The organism is Catenibacterium sp. GCM10023432, from assembly GCF_042651925.1.
In the GTDB taxonomy this organism is placed as follows: domain Bacteria; phylum Bacillota_I; class Bacilli_A; order Erysipelotrichales; family Coprobacillaceae; genus Catenibacterium; species Catenibacterium mitsuoka.
On sequence record NZ_JBHSEB010000044.1, the window covers coordinates 18,897 to 36,919 of the forward strand.

An 18,023-nucleotide genomic window follows, 5' to 3' on the forward strand; every position below is an offset into this window, starting at 1 on the left:
TATAGTTATTAACTAGAAATATGAGGTCTTCCAAGCAAAAAGGGTAATGTTTCACGTGAAACATTACCCTTTTACTTTTTGTGATATTCTTCATACACAAGATTCTTATTTAATTTACGAATCTTTGCGACTTCTTTAATAGCATCCTTCTTAGACATGCCTTTTTCTACAAATTCATCAACATGTTCTGTGATTGTCTGGTCAAAAGTCTCTTCCTCATTTACTTCAGTACCACCTTCAACCACAATAACCATTTCACCCTTTAATTCATCTACTACTTCCAATACTTCAGAAATAGTACCTCTTAGAATTTCTTCATGCTTCTTAGTGATTTCTCTACATAACGCAATTTTTCTATCACCTAATACCTTCATCATACAGTCTAATGTCGCCTTAATTCTATGTGGGGCTTCATAGAATACGATCGTATAAGTGATATTTTTTAATTTTTCTAATTCTTTTGTCTTATTTTTATTTGTATGACTTAAGAAACCATAGAACATAAATGGCTGTGGCGCAATGCCAGAGACAACTAAAGCATCTAAACAGGCATTACATCCTGATAAAGGAACGACGTTATATCCTGCATCAATAGTTGCTAGCACCATTTCATACCCTGGATCACTAATCGCTGGATACCCCGCATCACTTACTAATGCAACTGACTCCCCTTCTTCTAATAATGATAGAAGTTTAGGAATCGCAACATGCAAATTATGTTCATGATGAGAAATGAGCTTAGCTTCCATATTAAAATGATTTAATAGTTTTACTGTATTACGTGTATCTTCTGCTGCAATATAGTTTACACTCTTCATCACATCAATACATCTTGGTGTCATTTCACTTAAATTACCAATTGGTGTTGGTACAAGATAAAGTGTCGCTTTCCCATTTTCAAAACTTTTTTGTCTATTTAACATTCATCTCACCTACTAACTGTTTAACTTCATCGGAATAGCTTCCATCTTCATTATGTGTATATAAAGGTGGTTCAATCTTTAGTCCAGTTTTGCCTAAGAATGCACCTTCTATCAAGAATGTATTGCATTCCTTTCCTTCTTTAGGATAGACAAAACGGATACGTTTAGGTTCTATTCTGTATTTCTTAAATAATTCAATTGTTTCAATAAAACGATCTGGACGATAGACCATTGAGAAACGACCATTCTGATCTAGAATTTTTGCAGCTGATGCAATAATACCTTCTAGATCTATTTTAATTTCATGACGTGCAATAGTCATATAAGGACTTTCATTAATATGAGATTTCTCTCCCACTTTAAAGAAAGGCGGATTGCAGACAATGGCTTTGGTACGTGGGGCATACTTCACATAATCCTTAATATCATCATGAATAATTTCTACCTGATCTTCTACATGATTTAATTTCACATTTCTTTCCGCAATCTCTACAGCTTCCTTTTGAATTTCAACACCAATAATCTTCTTATGAGTGCGTTGCGTTAAGATTAATGGTATGGCTGCATTATTTGTCCCAAAATCTACGATTGTCTTCATATCCTTTGTGATTGCACAAAAGTTTGCCAATAAAACAGTATCCAGAGAAAAGGTAAACATATCTTTTCTCTGGATGATTTTCATATCATTATAACCAAGGAGATGATTAATTTCTTCGTTCATCTTTCTTTCCTTTTGGATTATTACCTTTGATAGTTCTTGGCTTCTGATTATTCTGTTTTGATTTATGCTGTTGTCTTGGCTTCTTTTGTTTTGGCTTTTCATGTTTCTTTTCTTTTTTAGGTGCTAATTCTTCTAAGATTTGTTTTTCCCTTTTAGGTGCAGGCTTCTTATCTACATCAGATAAAGGTATAAATAAAATACTGCCCTCATTATCAATCTTTACTAAGTCAGAAATAACGTTTAAACCAACAACCTTACACTGTTTATCTTCATAATGAATAAATGAACCAATCTTAGGAAATTTCTTTTTAACTTCCTTATACGCTTCATCTTCATACTTTAAGCAACATAATAAACGTCCACAAACACCTGAAATTTTATCAATATTGATTGCAAGCAACTGATTCTTAGCCATATTGATAGATACACCATCAAACTCACCTAAGAATGAGTTACAACATAGTGGTAAGCCGCAGTTTCCAATGCCTCCTACAATTTTAGCTTTATCTCTAGGTCCTACCTGTCTTAATTCAATACGACATTTAAAAACACTAGCAAGTTTCTTTAATAAATCCCTGAAGTCTACACGTTCATCAGATGTATACATAAAAATAACTTTAGATGCATCAAGTGTATATTCACAATTGATCAAATGCATATCAAGGTTTGTTTCCGCAATGATTTCTTTACAGATTTCATATGATTTTTGTGCCTTAATTTTATTGATATTATATACTTCAATGTCTGCTCTATTCGCAACACGTTTAATTCTCTTTAATTCGTTATCTAATTTAAATTCTGATAAGTCTGTAAGATCTGTAATGATTTCACCTAATTCTAATCCTCTTACAGTTTCTACTACTACTTTATCTCCCTTTTTAACATCTAAATCTGTGGAGAAGTAATAATATTTACCAGCGCTATTAAATCTAACAGCCGCTAATCTATCCATTTCATCAAACTCCCTTCAATACTTTATATACCATACCATCTAATAATAATGCAAGATTGACATTATTGTTGAGTCTTTCAGCATATTCTAATATGATTTCTATTTTCTGTAATATTTTACCATCTTCTGGCATCTTCTCAAAGAAATCTTTATGTTTCACAAACAATACAGGTATAGAATGTTTCACGTGAAACATATCTCTCATGCCTAACACAAGAAGATTTAAAAATAATGCATATGCTTCTTTATTCTTCTTATACTTCTTACCTAGATTGATCTGTAAATTGATCAATAAATCCGATGGTCTCATATATAAATCTTCAATAAAGTAGAATACATAATTCTTAATATCAAAATACAACTCACTATCCTTATACTCATTGCATTCTTCAATCGAATCAAACAGATGAGGAAGAACCATAGCATCTTCGTCATCCACCCCTTCATTCTTTAGTTTTAATTCTAAAGAATGCTTAGATTCAGGAAGCAATTTAATCACCTGACATCTAGATTGAATAGTAGGTAGTACTTTATTAATATTTTTTGTTGTAAGGATTGCATATACTTCTTCTACAGGTTCTTCTAAGAACTTTAATAAACTGTTCATTGCCTGAGTTGTCGCATTATCAATATTTTTAAGAATATAAACTTTTCCATTATTCTCTACACTTGATTTCACAAACTCTTCCTGAATATGATCAATATCCGATTTCTTAATAGAAGTCTCTTTACCATCACATACAATCATATCAGGATAAATACCTTCTTTAATTCGTATACAGTCATCACAAGTTTCACACGCTAGTGTATCTTCATGGCATATATAAGACTGGGCAATAAATGTCGCAATATCATCCGTATGATCCCCTATTAGAAGAAATGCATGAGTTTTTTTATTCTCTTTAAAACTCTTCTCTAAAATACGATAGAAAATAGGTTGTGTTTCTTTTAAGAATTCTTTCATAATCTATCCTTTACAATTTCATAAACCTGATGATATACTTCTTCAACTGGTAAAGAAGCATCTACTTTCACAATTCTATCTGGGAACTTATCACAAATCATCTGATATCCAACATACACTTTATGATGAAAATCCAATGATTCTAAATCTAATCTATTGACTTCTCTATCCCCTGTAATACGCTTTAAAGCGACTTCAGGTTTTACATCAAAGAAAATAGTTAAATCAGGAAGAATACCATCTGTCGCAAAAAGATTCATATTGTAGATATTATCTACGCCAATACCTCTCCCAATTCCCTGATAAACTAGAGAACTATCAATAAAACGATCGCATATCACGATACCATCTTCTTTTAATACAGGAAGTACTTTTTCTACAAGATGCTGTCTTCTGCTTGCTGCATAAAGTAAAGCTTCTGTCCTTGCATCCATCTTCGTATTGTTGACATCAGTAATCACATCTCTGATCTGTTCTGCAATATCTACACCACCAGGTTCTCTACTAAAAGTGATATTATATCCTTCTTCAATAAACTGTTTATGTAACATCTTTGCAATAGTCGTTTTACCACTGCCTTCTCCACCTTCAAAAGTAATAAATAAACTCATATCATACGCTCCTTCAAACATTAATATTATATGTGATTTACAATGTTTTTTCCATAATTAAAAAGAAGGTTATTCATTACCTTCTCTATACTTTCGATAATCAAAGATATCTTCTCTATTTAATACCTGTGACCATCTTGCTGATAACAGTTTCGCATATTTATAATCTTCTAATCCATAAGTTCCTAAAGAATAGGAATCATTTAATGTTCTTATTCACATGCTAATTCATTGAAAGCTTTCATCATTTTATACTCAATATAAAAGGGCTATAACAATACATTATAGCCCTCTTACTTAAACTTTCTTTCTACCCTCAAATGATTTTAATAATGTGAGTTCATCTGCATAATCAAGAGAACTTCCAATTGGTAAACCATGCGCAATACGTGTTGTATTAACACCTTTTTTATCTAATAGCTTTGCAAGGAAGAGCGCAGTTGTTTCCCCTTCTCTTGTCGCATTTGTCGCAATAATCACTTCTTTTGTATCAGGAGTAATACGATCAAATAAACTCATGATGTTCAAATCATCCATAGTCTTGCCATCCATAATAGAAATTGTACCACCTAATACATGATATAAACCATGGTACTCTTTCATCTTTTCCATCGCAAAGACATCCTTAGGAGATTCTACAACACATATTGTAGATTGATCTCTTTCGTGATCAGCACATATCTCACACTTATCACCTTCACTTAAATTACCACATATAGGACAAGTATGGACATTTTCTTTAAATAAAGTGAGTGCCTGTGAGAATCTTTTTACATCTTCTTCTGACATATCATAAATCGCATAAGCCATTCTTTCAGCACCTTTATTTCCAATACCTGGCAACATTTTAAAACATGTCATTAACTCTTCAAAACTCTTTGGATATTCCATATTACATAAAAGAAGATAAATCTAATCCACCAGTGAGGGATTTCATATTGTCTTCTTTCTCCTTTTCTACTTGACTAATTCCTTGATTAATCGCAATCATCATCAAGTCTTCTAACATATCTTTATCATCCATAAGATCCTGACTGATATGTAATTCAGTGATCTGATACTTACCATTGATTTTACCTGTAATCAAATTATTCTTACAAGAAAAACTAAAACTCTTGTTTTCTAATTCTTTTTGTTGATTTGAGGCAGTTTCACCCATTTTCTTTGCGGTTTCTAAAAGCGAATTGAAATCCATTTTTAATCCTCCTTAAATTCTACAATATCTTCACCAAACATATCTAAAGCATACTTCTGTGCATCATTCAAATCGACTCTTTTTAAATCATATCCATCAATATGTTTTAATGTGATTGGTCTCGCCTGAGGAAGCTGTTTGCTTCTTGCAAGCTGAATATAATGTTGTCTCATCTCTAACCATGCATCATGCTGCATCCCAATGAATTTATATTCATGTCCTAATACATCCTTAATTAAAGATGATAACTGTTTATAATTCTTATAATAGTTAGCCGCGTTCACATCAGGCATTAATTCAAACTCAATAATTAAACCATCTCTACAAGCAGCTACAGGATGTCCCTGTGATAACATACTTGCTGCTTTAGCTGTATTCATATTAGCCATATAACGTCGAATCACTGGCCACTTCTCCTGTACTTCATTTAAGATCTTACGATCTGCCTGTACAAGAATATTTAATATATCACTTTGATCTACTTCGATATTATCATCTGATACATATGTTTCTGGTTCTTCTTTCTTTTCATAATTGAATTGAGGTACTGGTTGTTCAGCCTTCTTTTCTAAGACTGGTTCTACTATCTCTTCTTCAATTGGTTCAAAGACAGGTTCTTCTATAATTTCTTCGATTGGTTCAACTTTTTCTTCTACCTTTACAGGTTCTTGTTTGACTGTTTCATCTTTGACAGGTGTATATTCAATCTTCTGACTTGGTGCATGTTCTTGATTACATAGTCTTAATAATGCAAGTTCAAAATAAATATGTGGATCAGTCGCTCTAATATACTTCTCACTTGCATCCATCAATATATCAATAAAGCTAAAACATTCATCACTTGTAATATAAGGCACGATGTTTTCTAAGTCTTTCTGTGTCATGACTGACATAATAGAAGCATCTTTTGTATTCCTATAAACAACTATGTCTTTTAATATATCAATCAAATCAAATGTCAATCTCTTAATATCGATACCACTCTTATCCATCTTATCTAATATCTTTAAAGACTCAGACATATTCTTAGATAATAAAACCTTCAATAAGTTTGTCTTATCATCCATGGATACAATACCATAAATAGTATGAATATCATTAATGCTTAAATGATCATCATTATAGGCAAGACATTGTTCAAGGATAGATAATGCATCTCTCATTCCACCATTCGCAAGTCTAGCAATTAATTCTAAAGATCCATCATCATATGTCTTATCTTCCTCTTTTAAGACATACTGCATTCTTTGTACCATTTCCTGGTCAGTAAGTCGTGTAAAATCAAATCTCTGACATCTAGAAATAATAGTAGGCAAGATTTTATGTGGTTCTGTCGTCGCAAGAATAAAGATGACATGTGCAGGTGGTTCTTCTAATGTCTTTAATAGTGCATTAAAAGCTCCAGGTGACATCATATGTACTTCATCGATGATGTAGACTTTATATTGTCCTTGTGTCGGTGCATATTTCACCTTATCAATCAGACTTCTTACTTCTTCTACCCCATTATTGCTGGCAGCATCTATTTCAATGACATCTGGATGTGTTCCATTTTCTATCTGTTTACAATTCTCACATTCACCACATGGTTTAGGATCCCCTGTACAATTAACTGCTTTAGCTAATAACTTTGCAACAGTTGTCTTCCCTGTTCCACGTGGACCACAAAATAAATATGCATGCGCAATCTTCTTTTCATCTATTGCATGCTTTAATGTAGTAATAATTGCTTCCTGTCCAGCTACATCTTTAAATGTCTGTGGACGGTATGTTCTATATAATGATTTATATGCCATCTTCATCAACTCCTTTCCTTATTATACATAAAAAAAGGTGCCTTAGCACCTTAATTATTATCACTTACTAACATCAATATATCGATAAGAATGTTGATGAAATCCATATAGAGCTGTAATGCACAAAGTAATGCCATACCTTGTAATGCTTCCTGAGGTACAATTTCATAAGCATATTCAATGCTTTTAAAGTCATGTAATGTAAGTCCAGTAAAAACTGCAAGATCAAGGAATACAACTAGATAATAAAGAGCTGGTGCTGAAATGAAAATCAATAAAATATACGCAATCATAAGAACTGGTAAAGCCATTAAACAGACTTTTCCTACGCCGATGAAATTATTATTAGTATGCTGTGTCACTGTATAGAGTAAACCAAAATAAACAGCTGTCACCGCAAAAGCAAGTACCGCTACACCTGGTACAACATAATTCAACCACATAGAAAGCACAATCCCATTAATTACTGAATAAGCAACATAGTATGTCTTAGCCTTCTCTATAGCCATATCTTTGACTGTTTTACTAAGCATTAGTACTAATCCTATTTCTATAATCGAACAAACAATCATAAAGATGAAATAAGACGCACCCAATATCAGTTCAAGATGTAAGAATGAGAATAGAAACGAAGTGATTGTAGTGATTCCTAATGCGACAGCCATCCATTTCATGATTGAACCAAAGAACTCACCATAACTCATCTTATTACTATAATAAGAATCCATAGTTTACTTGCTCCTTTTACGTTTAAAGAACTCTGATACTATTGTAGCACACTGTTCCTTTAAAATCCCCTGTTGTACATCAGGATGATGATTTACAGGATTATTCTCTATTAACTCTATAAAACCTGGCCATCTACTGACGTTCGTACCAATCACTAAACGACTCATACGACTTTCTATAATAGCCCCTGTACACATCATACATGGTTCTAATGTTACATACATTGTACAGCCATCTAAATGCCATAAATCAAGATACTCACTTGCTTGATTAATAGCTAATATTTCAGCATGTCCTGTAGCCTTCTTTAAGGTTTCCTTCTGGTTATGTGTACGTGCAATGATTTGTCCTTCATAGACAATAATGCATCCAATAGGTACTTCATCTTCACTCATTGCGATTTCTGCTTCTTTTAATGCTTCAGCCATATATTCTTCATCATTCATGCTATGACTCCTTTTTATATAAAAAAAGTGCCATTACACACAAACAGAGGCCCTTAATGCTGCTACCTTCCGGTCCTGACATGGTTCAGACATGTTTATTGTAATGGCAAAATTGATTATAACATAATTATTATAAAATGCAAGAAAAAGGAGATTTTACATCTCCTTTCACATTATTTTTTAGGAACTAGTTTTTCAGTACCACCCATGTATGGTCTTAATGCTTCTGGAATAGAAACAGTACCATCTTCATTTAAGTTATTTTCTAAGAACGCAATCAACATTCTAGGTGGTGCAACAACAGTATTATTTAAAGTATGTGCGTAATACTTACCATCTTTACCATTGATTCTGATATTTAATCTTCTAGCCTGTGCATCAGTTAAGTTAGAACAACTTCCTACTTCAAAATACTTCTTCTGTCTTGGAGACCAAGCTTCAACGTCTAATGACTTAGACTTTAAGTCTGCTAAGTCACCAGAACAACATTCAAGTGTTCTTACTGGAATATCTAAAGATCTAAATAAATCTACAGTATTATTCCATAACTTATCAAACCACATCTTAGATTCTTCTGGTTTACATACAACGATCATTTCCTGTTTTTCGAACTGATGAATTCTATAAACACCACGTTCTTCAATACCATGAGCACCCTTTTCTTTTCTGAAACATGGTGAATATGAAGTATAAGTATATGGTAATTTGTCTTCATCTAATAATTCACCAATGAACTTACCAATCATTGAATGTTCAGAAGTACCAATTAAGTATAGGTCTTCTCCTTCAATCTTATACATCATGGCATCCATTTCTTCAAATGACATAACACCATTAACAACATTACTTCTAATCATATATGGTGGTACACAATAAGTGAATCCACGGTTGATCATGAAGTCTCTTGCATAAGCTAATACTGCAGAATGTAATCTCGCAATATCACCCATTAAATAATAGAAACCATTACCTGCAACTCTACCTGCTGCATCTAGATCAATACCATCAAATGATTCCATAATATCTGTATGATATGGAACTTCATAATCAGGTACTACTGGATCACCATACTTAGTGATTTCTACGTTTTCGCTGTCATCTTTACCGATTGGTACAGTAGGATCTAAGAAGTTAGGAATCTTCATCATGACTTCTCTTAATTTATCTCCAGATTCTTTTTCAACTTCTTCTAATGACTTTAATTCTTCAGCCATTTCTCCAACTTTCTTCTTATTTTCAGCAGCTTCTTCTTTCTTCCCCTCACGCATGAACTGTCCAATTTCTTTAGACAATTTATTTCTCATACTACGAAGTTCAGATGCTCTTGTAATAGCAGCTCTATACTGTTTGTCTAATTCTAATGCTTCATCAACTAAAGGAAGCTTATGATCTTGAAACTTCTTTTTAATATTCTCCCTAACAGCTTCAGGATCTTCTCTTAATCTTGCGATATCAATCATATACAATCTCCTTGTTCATAGATTATTGTCATTATATACCATTATTCACTAATTATCTATAAAATCGGTAGAAAACTCCTACTTCTATCAAGTGGTAATAAATAAGTTTATTTTATAATCACATAAGTAATTTATGAGTAAAACATAGTATAAATAAATTGGAAACTTCTTTTCCTAAAACTATAGAAAGGAGCTAAAACATATGTATCTTACGGTAAAACAACAGGTAAAGCATCTGTCTAAGGAAGACTATCGTTCCATCAAGGAATTATGTCATATTGCGAAGAATCTCACTAATCAGGCAATCTATAACATCAGACAGCATTACTTTGCCCAAGGCAAGTATCTCAATTATGAGAAGAACTATGCACTTCTGAAGTCGTCTGATAACTATAGAACGCTTAATTCCAATATGGCACAGCAGATACTCAAGGAAGTAGATGGTTCATTTAAATCATTCTTCGGTCTACTTAAAAAAGCAAAGCAGGGAAAGCATGCACTTAAGGACTGCAGACTTCCACGCTATCTTCCAAAGGATGGATATACTACACTCATTATTGGAGATATAAGACTTAAGGGAAATAAACTAAAACTTCCATATTCGAATAGCTACAGAAAGACACATAATGCTGTAGAGATTGCTATTCCACCTATACTGCTTGATAAGAAAGTGAAGGAAATACGTATCATACCAAAGGCAGATGCCAGGTTCTTTGAAATTCAGTATATATATGAAGCTGAATGCATTCAAAGGAATCTCAATACAACAAATGCACTGGCATTAGATCTAGGTATCAATAATCTTGTCACTGGAGTATCAAGTAAAGGTGAAACATTCATCATCGATGGAAGAAGACTGAAGTCCATTAACCAGTTGTTCAATAAGGAGAATGCAAGATTACAGTCCATCAAGGATAAGCAGCATTTTGGAAAGAAGACAACCAACAGACAGAAGGCATTAGCACGCAAGCGCAACAATAGAATAAATGACTACATGAACAAGACTGCACGCAAAGTGATTGATTACTGTATCAATCATGATATTGGAACTCTTATTGTGGGCTATAATAAAACATTTCAGAAGGATTCCAACATAGGCAAAAGAAACAATCAGACTTTCGTCAATATTCCATATGGAAAGCTGAGAGACAAGCTTGAATATCTCTGTGAACTGAATGGCATCATACTTGTAATGCAGGAGGAATCCTACACCTCAAAGGCAAGCTTCTGGGATAAGGATGTCATACCAGTCTATAAGAGTGATGATACTAAAGAATACCATTTTAGTGGAAAGAGAATACATAGAGGTCAGTACAGAACGGCGAGTGGACAAGTTCTGAATGCAGATGTAAATGGTGCATTAAATATCATGCGTAAAAGTAGCGTTGTGGATGTAAATATCCTATACAGTAGAGGCGAAGTGGACACGCCTATAAGAATAAGGATTGCCTAGCTTATAGGTGGAAACTTAAATATCATACTTCTTAAATGGATGCGCAAACATCTAAAAAAAATCCGACTTAATTAAAATTAAGTCGGATTGGCTCACAAAGTTATCATGAAAGAAATAAGTGGCAATGTGACTAAAGAAAATGCAGTAGATACAAAAATAAGCTTAGAAGCGAATTCTGGGTTCTTATCATACTTATTTGCCAGCATTGCACATGTACTTGGTGCAGGCATCGCAGCCAATACTACTGAGACACCAATACCGATATGATCAAGTGCAGTCCATCTTAAACATAGATAAGTAATCACTGGAATCATAATTAAACGAATAAAAGAATAATAAATACATTCCTTATCCAATATCTCTCTAGGTTCTACATCACTTAATATACTTCCTATCACAATCATACTTAATGCGGTATTACATCCTCCTATAGAACTCATAGTTGTTGTCACAAAAGAAGGTAGTGTATACCCTAATGAATACATGATCATAAATACTATACCAAAATAAATCCCAATAAGACATGGATGTAAAGCAACTTTCTTCACCATTGTCTTAAAATCAGCTTTTGTATAATGGGACAAACCATAACTCCACATAAATATTCTTTGTGGTATTAAATAAATACAAGCATAAAGTAATCCCATATCACCATATAACCCTTGCGCAAATGGCATACCCATAAAACCTGCATTAGATACCATAGTCGCATACTGTAAGTTGATCTTCTTTGTTTCTTCCTGATTATTATAAGCAGTCTTATTAATAATAAAATAAAGCCCCTGTATACCAATAGAGACTAAAAATACAACAAGAGTCGTCTTCATAATACTTGGTGTGAGTTTAATTAAGAAACTCTTTGCAGTGGCCACAGGTAACACAAGGTTTAATACTAAATCAGTGACCTGTTTACGAGTCTGTTTATTAAATAATCCTAGTTTAGAAATAAGATAGCCTATTCCAACTAAAATAAATATTTCTACCTGTAAATCTAACATATAATAACTCCCCCTCTTTGAGGACTAATTATAGTATGAAAAAAAGAAGTTGTCATGTGACAACTTCTATTCTTCAGTCGTTTCTTCTTCCGATTCTTTATCTACCACTGTAATACTTGAAACAGAAGCACCTTCACCTACTTTAATAAGTCTTACACCCTGTGTAGCTCTTCCAGCACTCTTTACCTGTTCCATTGGTAATCTGATAATAATACCTTCATTCGTAATGATCATTAAGTCTTCATTGCCTTCTACAGCTTTAATGCTGACTAATTCACCATTCTTCTCAGTAATATTAACAGTCTTAACACCTTTACCACCACGTTTAGATAAACGATATTCTTCTAATGGTGACATCTTACCATAACCCTTTTCAGTTATGATTAAGATATTTTGTCCTTCAGTATTTGTAGTCACACCAATAATATGACTATCATCTACATTCATACCCTTAACACCACTTGCAGAACGTCCCATTGGTCTCACATCATTTTCATCAAAACGAATAGCCTTACCATTGGCGGCTGCAAGAAGAATTTCACTCTTACCATTAGTTAACTTAACATCAACTAATTCATCACCCTCACGTAATGTGAGTGCAAGTTTACCAGACTGTCTGATATTTTCGAATTCAGGTAATCCAGTTCTCTTTACTAAACCATCCTTAGTTACAAAGAATAAGAAATGTGATTCATCTACTTCAGAAGGTGTAATGGAGATCATAGTCTTTACCTGTTCATCCTTATCCATATTCAATAAGTTGATAATAGGAAGACCCTTTGCCTGTCTACCAAATTCAGGAATATTATATCCCTTCATTCGGTATACCTTACCAAAGTTAGTAAAGATCAATAAATCATCATGAGTAGACATATTCATTAATGAATCTACAACATCATCATTATTTGTACTCATACCCTTGATACCTTTACCACCTCTATTTTGAGCTTTATAAGTATCAATAGGCATACGTTTTACATAACCATTATTCGTTAAAGAAATAACTACATCTTCTTCAGGAATTAAATCTTCATCTTCAATATCAAATGAACCCTGAATGATTTCGGTTCTTCTCTTATCACCATACTTCGCTTTGATTTCAAGAAGTTCCTGATCAATAATCGCAATAATTCTTTCTTTATTCGCAAGAATATCTTTTAAATCTGCAATTGTTTCTAATAATGTATTTAATTCATTCTCAATCTTTTCTCTTTCCAATCCAGCTAGTCTTTGTAACTGCATTTCACGGATAGCCTTTGCCTGTCTTTCAGACATATCAAATTCATCCATTAATCTCTGCTGAATAATTTCTGTTGTACGAGAACTTCTAATTAAATTAATAATCGCATCAATCTGATCAATAGCACGCTTTAAACCATCTAAGATATGAGCACGATCTTCTGCCTTCTTTAAATCAAATAATGTTCTTCTACGAATAACATCTTCCTGATGTTCTAAGTAAACATTAATCATTTCTTTTAAAGACAATGTCTTAGGTTCACCATTCACTAAGGCAATATTGTTGACACCAAAAGTAGTCTGTAATGCAGTTAACTTATATAACTGATTTAAAATAACTTCTGGCTGTACATCTCTTCTTAACTCAATAACAATACGAATACCTTCACGGTCAGATTCATCTCTTAATTCTGTAATACCATCGATATTCTTTTCTTTGACATGAGCTGCAATCTTTTCAATTAAGCGTGCCTTATTGACCATATATGGTAGTTCAGTCACGATGATTGCTTTTTTATTGCTACCGATATCTTCAATATCAGTCTTTGCTCTCATAACAATAAGACCATTCCCTGTCTCATAGGCTTTCTTAATAGCCCCACGGCCTAAAATATAAGCACCTGTAGGGAAATCAGGGCCAGGGATATAATTATCCATCAACTCTGTAATTGTAATATCAGGGTTCTTAGAAACAGCGAGAATCGCATCAACCACTTCACCTAAGTTATGTGAAGGAATATTTGTTGCCATACCTACCGCAATACCAGTAGACCCATTAATCAATAAATTTGGAATACGAGAAGGAAGCACATTAGGTTCCTTTTCTTCACCATCATAGTTAGGGACAAAATCAACAGTATCCTTGTTGATATCTCTGACCATTTCCATCGCAATCTTAGACATTCTTGATTCTGTATAACGCATTGCGGCAGCGCCATCACCATCAATAGAACCAAAGTTACCATGTCCATCTACTAACATATATCTATATGAGAAATCCTGTGCCATACGTACAAGGGCTTCATAAATAGAACTATCACCATGTGGGTGATATTTCCCCATTACTTCCCCAACAATACGGGCAGACTTCTTATAAGGCTTATCACTATAACAGCCTAATTCATTCATACCATGAATAATACGTCGCTGTACTGGCTTTAATCCATCTTTCGCATCAGGAAGAGCTCTAGCCACAATAACACTCATCGCATATTCCATGAATGATTTCTTCATTTCACCTGTTAACTGTATATCTTTAATACCTCTTTGTTCCATGACTATCTCCTTCCTTAAATATCAAGATTTTCTACATACTTCGCATTTTCTCTAATGAAATCTCTTCTAGGTTCAACACGTTCACCCATCAACATATCAAATAGCTGATCAGCCTGCATTGCATCATCTAACTGAATTCTATTTAATACACGATTTTCAGGATTCATAGTTGTTTCCCATAGCTGTTCTGGATTCATTTCACCTAGCCCTTTATAACGCTGAATTGTATATTTCGCATTAGGACCAAGTTCTTCTTTTAGTTTATCTAACTCATAATCACTATATAAATAATGATCATCCTTACCATGTCTTAATAAATAAAGAGGTGGCTGAGCAGCATAAACATAACCATTCTCAATTAAAGGTTTTAAATAACGATATAAGAAAGTAAGCATTAAGATTCTAATATGACCACCATCGACATCGGCATCGGTCATGATGACAATCTTATGATAACGTAGTTTATTGATATCAAACTCATCACCAATACCAGTACCAAATGCTGTAATCATAGATCTAATTTCCGCATTACCAAGAATTCTTTCTAAACGTGCTTTTTCAACATTCAAGATCTTACCTCTTAAAGGAAGAATAGCCTGAATCTTTCTATCTCTACCAGATTTCGCACTACCTCCGGCAGAGTCCCCTTCGACGATGAATATTTCACATTCACTTGGATCCTTAGAAGAACAGTCTGCAAGCTTACCAGGAAGATTAGAGACATCTAAAGCTGTCTTTCTTCTAGTCATTTCTCTTGCACGCTTCGCTGCCATTCTTGCCTTAGAAGCCAATGTAACTTTATCCATGATAATCTTTGCAGTATCAGGATTTTCTAATAAGAACTTATCTAATGCATTCGCAAGAATAGTAGATACAATCTTTCTTACTTCTGCATTACCTAATTTAGTCTTTGTCTGTCCTTCATACTGAGGATCAGGATGCTTAACTGATACAATCGCAGTTAAACCTTCACGACAGTCATCACCACTTAAAGACTCATCTTTATCCTTTAAGAAGTTATGACCCTTTGCATAGTTATTAATAACACGTGTTAAAGCTAAACGGAACCCTTCTTCATGTGTTCCACCTTCGTGTGTATTGATATTATTACAGAATGAATAGATATTTGGCTGATAACCATCATTGTACTGCATAGCTATTTCCACGGAAATATCATTTATTGTATCTTCACAATCAATAATACGATCATGTAGTGGTGTCTTATTCTTATTTAAGAAAGCCACATACTCTCTTAAACCACCTTCATAATGATATTCATCTACTTTTGCAGGATCTAATCTTTCATCCTCCAATACAAGCTTTAAGCCTTTATTTAAGAAAGCAAGTTCTCTTAATCTCTGACTTAATACACCATAATCATAAACTGTTGTTTCAGTAAAGATTTCAGGATCTGCCTTAAAAATTACAGTTGTTCCTGTTTCTTCCTGATCACAATCTCCTACAACCTTTAAAGAACCAACAGGCGTTCCACCATTTTCAAAACGTTGATAGTAAATATGTCCTTCACGGTGAACATAAACTTCTAGCCATTCACTCAAGGCATTTACGACAGAGGCACCTACACCATGTAGACCACCAGAGACCTTATAGCCTCCTCCACCGAATTTACCACCGGCATGTAAAACAGTAAAAATAGTTTCAATTGTATTCTTACCTGTCTTCACATTCATACCAGTAGGCATACCACGACCATTATCAATGACCTTTACAACATCACCCGGTAATAATACAACTCTGATCTTATTACAGAAGCCTGCGAGTGCTTCATCGATAGAGTTATCCACTATTTCCCATACAAGATGATGTAAACCTCTTGCAGACGTTGTCCCGATATACATACCAGGTCTCTTTCTAACGGCTTCTAACCCTTCTAAGACTTGAATATCGGATTCATCATAATGCTCTACTTTTTCTTCCATTTACTTATCCTCCTTCAACGTTCCTTTCTCTATTCTTAAAACCAAAGCATCATCTAGTGAATGATGATAACCTAAATCAAAATGCGTTGTTGTAATGAATGTCTGTACTTTATGATCAATCAGATTCAAAAGCTTCATCTTTCTCTCTTCATCTAATTCACTCAATACATCATCTAACAACAAGACAGGATACTCACCTATCTGCATCTTCACTATTTCTACTAACGCAATCTTCATCGATAAGATGATAGAACGCTGCTGCCCCTGGGATGCAAACATACCTGCATCATTCTCATCTAAAAAGATTTTTAAATCATCCTTATGAACACCATCCACGGTAGTTCCTTGGAATATATCTCGCTTATAATTCTTTTTATATTTATCAAGAATACCCTCTTTTGAAATATCCTTGAAATGCGTATGATATCTCAAAACAAGCTTTTCTTTACCAGAAATATAGGCATACATCTGCCCACTGATCTCATTCAATAACTCTATGAACTTCATACGTCTTTGAATCAGATCTTCTTCTAATTCTGCCATCTCCTCACTCAGTACCTCTAGATACATATCAGGTTCCTTATGTCCATCATGAACCATCTTTAAGTACTTATTTCTTTCCTTCATCAATTTATTATATTTATTCAAGTTAAACATATAGATTGGTGAAATCTTAGAAATCTCAGTATCTATCAAAGTTCGCCTCATTTTAGGAGACCCTTTTATCAACTGCAGATCCTGAGGAGTAAATAAGATCACATTAAAATAACCCAGATAATCACTTGTCTTACTCACAGCCTTATCATTAATAAAAGCCTTCTTGCCTTCTTTAGACACAACAACCTTTAAATCATAAGGACGTGTACCATTTACAACATGACCTGACACACGTGTATAAGACTGATCGAACATGATCATTTCATCAAGCATACGGGACTTAAAGCTTCTTGTAGTAGACAAGAGATAAATTGCTTCAAGTATATTCGTTTTACCCTGTGCATTATCCCCAATGATAATATTAACCAGTGGATGAAAATGAAAGGTCTGCTTTTCATAATTACGAAATTGAATCAGATTAAGCGTTTTGATTTCCATGGATTACATACTGGCGACGATCGACTTCAAACACATCACCATCTCTTAATTTCTTACCACGTCTACGGTCTACTTCTCCATTTACAAGAACATGACCTTCCTGAATCATAATCTTTGCTTCAATGCCACTCTGTGCTTCACCACATAACTTCATAGCCTGACCTAAAGTAATATATTCAGTATGTATTAAGACTTCTTTCATTTCATCACACATCCTTTGCGCTAA

Annotated in this window: 17 protein-coding genes and 1 other RNA gene; 1 reads left to right on the forward strand and 17 read right to left on the reverse strand. The window is 33.8% G+C overall.

What is annotated here, in order from left to right; all coding sequences use genetic code 11:
• Positions 1–71: 71 nt before the first annotated feature.
• The 12 genes from rsmI to serS all read right to left on the reverse strand — a co-directional run bounded on the left by rsmI (position 72) and on the right by serS (position 9,797).
• Positions 72–923, reverse strand: a complete 852-nt coding sequence (rsmI, locus tag ACFOZZ_RS06490; protein WP_278778936.1) for a 16S rRNA (cytidine(1402)-2'-O)-methyltransferase — start codon at positions 921–923, stop codon at positions 72–74.
• Positions 913–1,644, reverse strand: a complete 732-nt coding sequence (locus tag ACFOZZ_RS06495; protein ID WP_376814925.1) for a tRNA1(Val) (adenine(37)-N6)-methyltransferase — start codon at positions 1,642–1,644, stop codon at positions 913–915. The genes rsmI and ACFOZZ_RS06495 overlap by 11 nt, the downstream gene beginning before the upstream one ends.
• Positions 1,628–2,596, reverse strand: a complete 969-nt coding sequence (locus ACFOZZ_RS06500) for a PSP1 domain-containing protein (RefSeq protein ID WP_376814926.1) — start codon at positions 2,594–2,596, stop codon at positions 1,628–1,630. Before ACFOZZ_RS06500 ends, ACFOZZ_RS06495 begins: the two co-directional genes overlap by 17 nt.
• A 4-nt stretch (positions 2,597–2,600) precedes the next feature.
• Positions 2,601–3,560: a hypothetical protein gene (locus ACFOZZ_RS06505; RefSeq protein ID WP_055233595.1), complete on the reverse strand. Its 960-nt coding sequence runs from the start codon at positions 3,558–3,560 to the stop codon at positions 2,601–2,603.
• On the reverse strand, positions 3,557–4,171 hold the full coding sequence (gene tmk, locus ACFOZZ_RS06510; protein ID WP_055233594.1) for a dTMP kinase: 615 nt from the start codon (positions 4,169–4,171) through the stop codon (positions 3,557–3,559). The genes ACFOZZ_RS06505 and tmk overlap by 4 nt, the downstream gene beginning before the upstream one ends.
• 297 nt (positions 4,172–4,468) lie before the next feature.
• Positions 4,469–5,062, reverse strand: coding sequence for a recombination mediator RecR (gene recR / locus ACFOZZ_RS06515; protein WP_215656507.1), 594 nt, complete (start codon positions 5,060–5,062; stop codon positions 4,469–4,471).
• A gap of 1 nt (position 5,063) precedes the next feature.
• Positions 5,064–5,366 carry a YbaB/EbfC family nucleoid-associated protein gene (locus ACFOZZ_RS06520; RefSeq protein ID WP_376814927.1) on the reverse strand — a complete coding sequence of 101 codons (303 nt, stop codon included), beginning with the start codon at positions 5,364–5,366 and terminating at the stop codon, positions 5,064–5,066.
• A 2-nt stretch (positions 5,367–5,368) separates the two neighbouring features.
• Positions 5,369–7,162: a DNA polymerase III subunit gamma/tau gene (gene dnaX / locus ACFOZZ_RS06525; protein ID WP_055233601.1), complete on the reverse strand. Its 1,794-nt coding sequence runs from the start codon at positions 7,160–7,162 to the stop codon at positions 5,369–5,371.
• Positions 7,163–7,212: 50 nt separating this feature from the next.
• Positions 7,213–7,890: a Bax inhibitor-1 family protein gene (locus tag ACFOZZ_RS06530; RefSeq protein ID WP_278860678.1), complete on the reverse strand. Its 678-nt coding sequence runs from the start codon at positions 7,888–7,890 to the stop codon at positions 7,213–7,215.
• Between the two features lie 3 nt (positions 7,891–7,893).
• A complete protein-coding gene (locus ACFOZZ_RS06535) occupies positions 7,894–8,337 on the reverse strand; it encodes a nucleoside deaminase (RefSeq protein WP_376814928.1) in 444 nt (147 codons plus the stop codon).
• A 22-nt stretch (positions 8,338–8,359) separates the two neighbouring features.
• An RNA gene (ffs, locus tag ACFOZZ_RS06540) (signal recognition particle sRNA small type) lies at positions 8,360–8,449 on the reverse strand.
• 61 nt (positions 8,450–8,510) lie between these two features.
• Positions 8,511–9,797 (reverse strand): serine--tRNA ligase, encoded by a 1,287-nt coding sequence (gene serS / locus ACFOZZ_RS06545; RefSeq protein ID WP_217106960.1) that lies wholly within the window; start codon positions 9,795–9,797, stop codon positions 8,511–8,513.
• Between the two features lie 202 nt (positions 9,798–9,999).
• On the opposite strand from serS, the gene ACFOZZ_RS06550 reads away from it, so the two are divergent.
• A complete protein-coding gene (locus ACFOZZ_RS06550; protein ID WP_376814929.1) occupies positions 10,000–11,250 on the forward strand; it encodes an RNA-guided endonuclease InsQ/TnpB family protein in 1,251 nt (416 codons plus the stop codon).
• 92 nt (positions 11,251–11,342) lie between these two features.
• Here ACFOZZ_RS06550 and ACFOZZ_RS06555 read toward each other — a convergent pair whose 3' ends face one another.
• The 5 genes from ACFOZZ_RS06555 to ACFOZZ_RS06575 form a co-directional block, all read right to left on the reverse strand.
• On the reverse strand, positions 11,343–12,248 hold the full coding sequence (locus ACFOZZ_RS06555; RefSeq protein ID WP_055232925.1) for an AEC family transporter: 906 nt from the start codon (positions 12,246–12,248) through the stop codon (positions 11,343–11,345).
• 66 nt (positions 12,249–12,314) lie between these two features.
• The gene (gyrA, locus tag ACFOZZ_RS06560) at positions 12,315–14,762 is read right to left on the reverse strand and encodes a DNA gyrase subunit A (RefSeq protein ID WP_278547605.1); all 2,448 of its coding nucleotides are present in this window, start codon (positions 14,760–14,762) and stop codon (positions 12,315–12,317) included.
• Between the two features lie 14 nt (positions 14,763–14,776).
• Complete coding sequence (gene gyrB / locus ACFOZZ_RS06565) at positions 14,777–16,702, reverse strand: DNA topoisomerase (ATP-hydrolyzing) subunit B (RefSeq protein WP_055232929.1); 1,926 nt, start codon at positions 16,700–16,702, stop codon at positions 14,777–14,779.
• Positions 16,703–17,797, reverse strand: coding sequence for a DNA replication/repair protein RecF (gene recF / locus ACFOZZ_RS06570; RefSeq protein WP_055232930.1), 1,095 nt, complete (start codon positions 17,795–17,797; stop codon positions 16,703–16,705).
• Positions 17,778–17,999, reverse strand: coding sequence for an RNA-binding S4 domain-containing protein (locus ACFOZZ_RS06575; RefSeq protein ID WP_022424781.1), 222 nt, complete (start codon positions 17,997–17,999; stop codon positions 17,778–17,780). Before ACFOZZ_RS06575 ends, recF begins: the two co-directional genes overlap by 20 nt.
• Between the last annotated feature and the right edge of the window lie 24 nt (positions 18,000–18,023).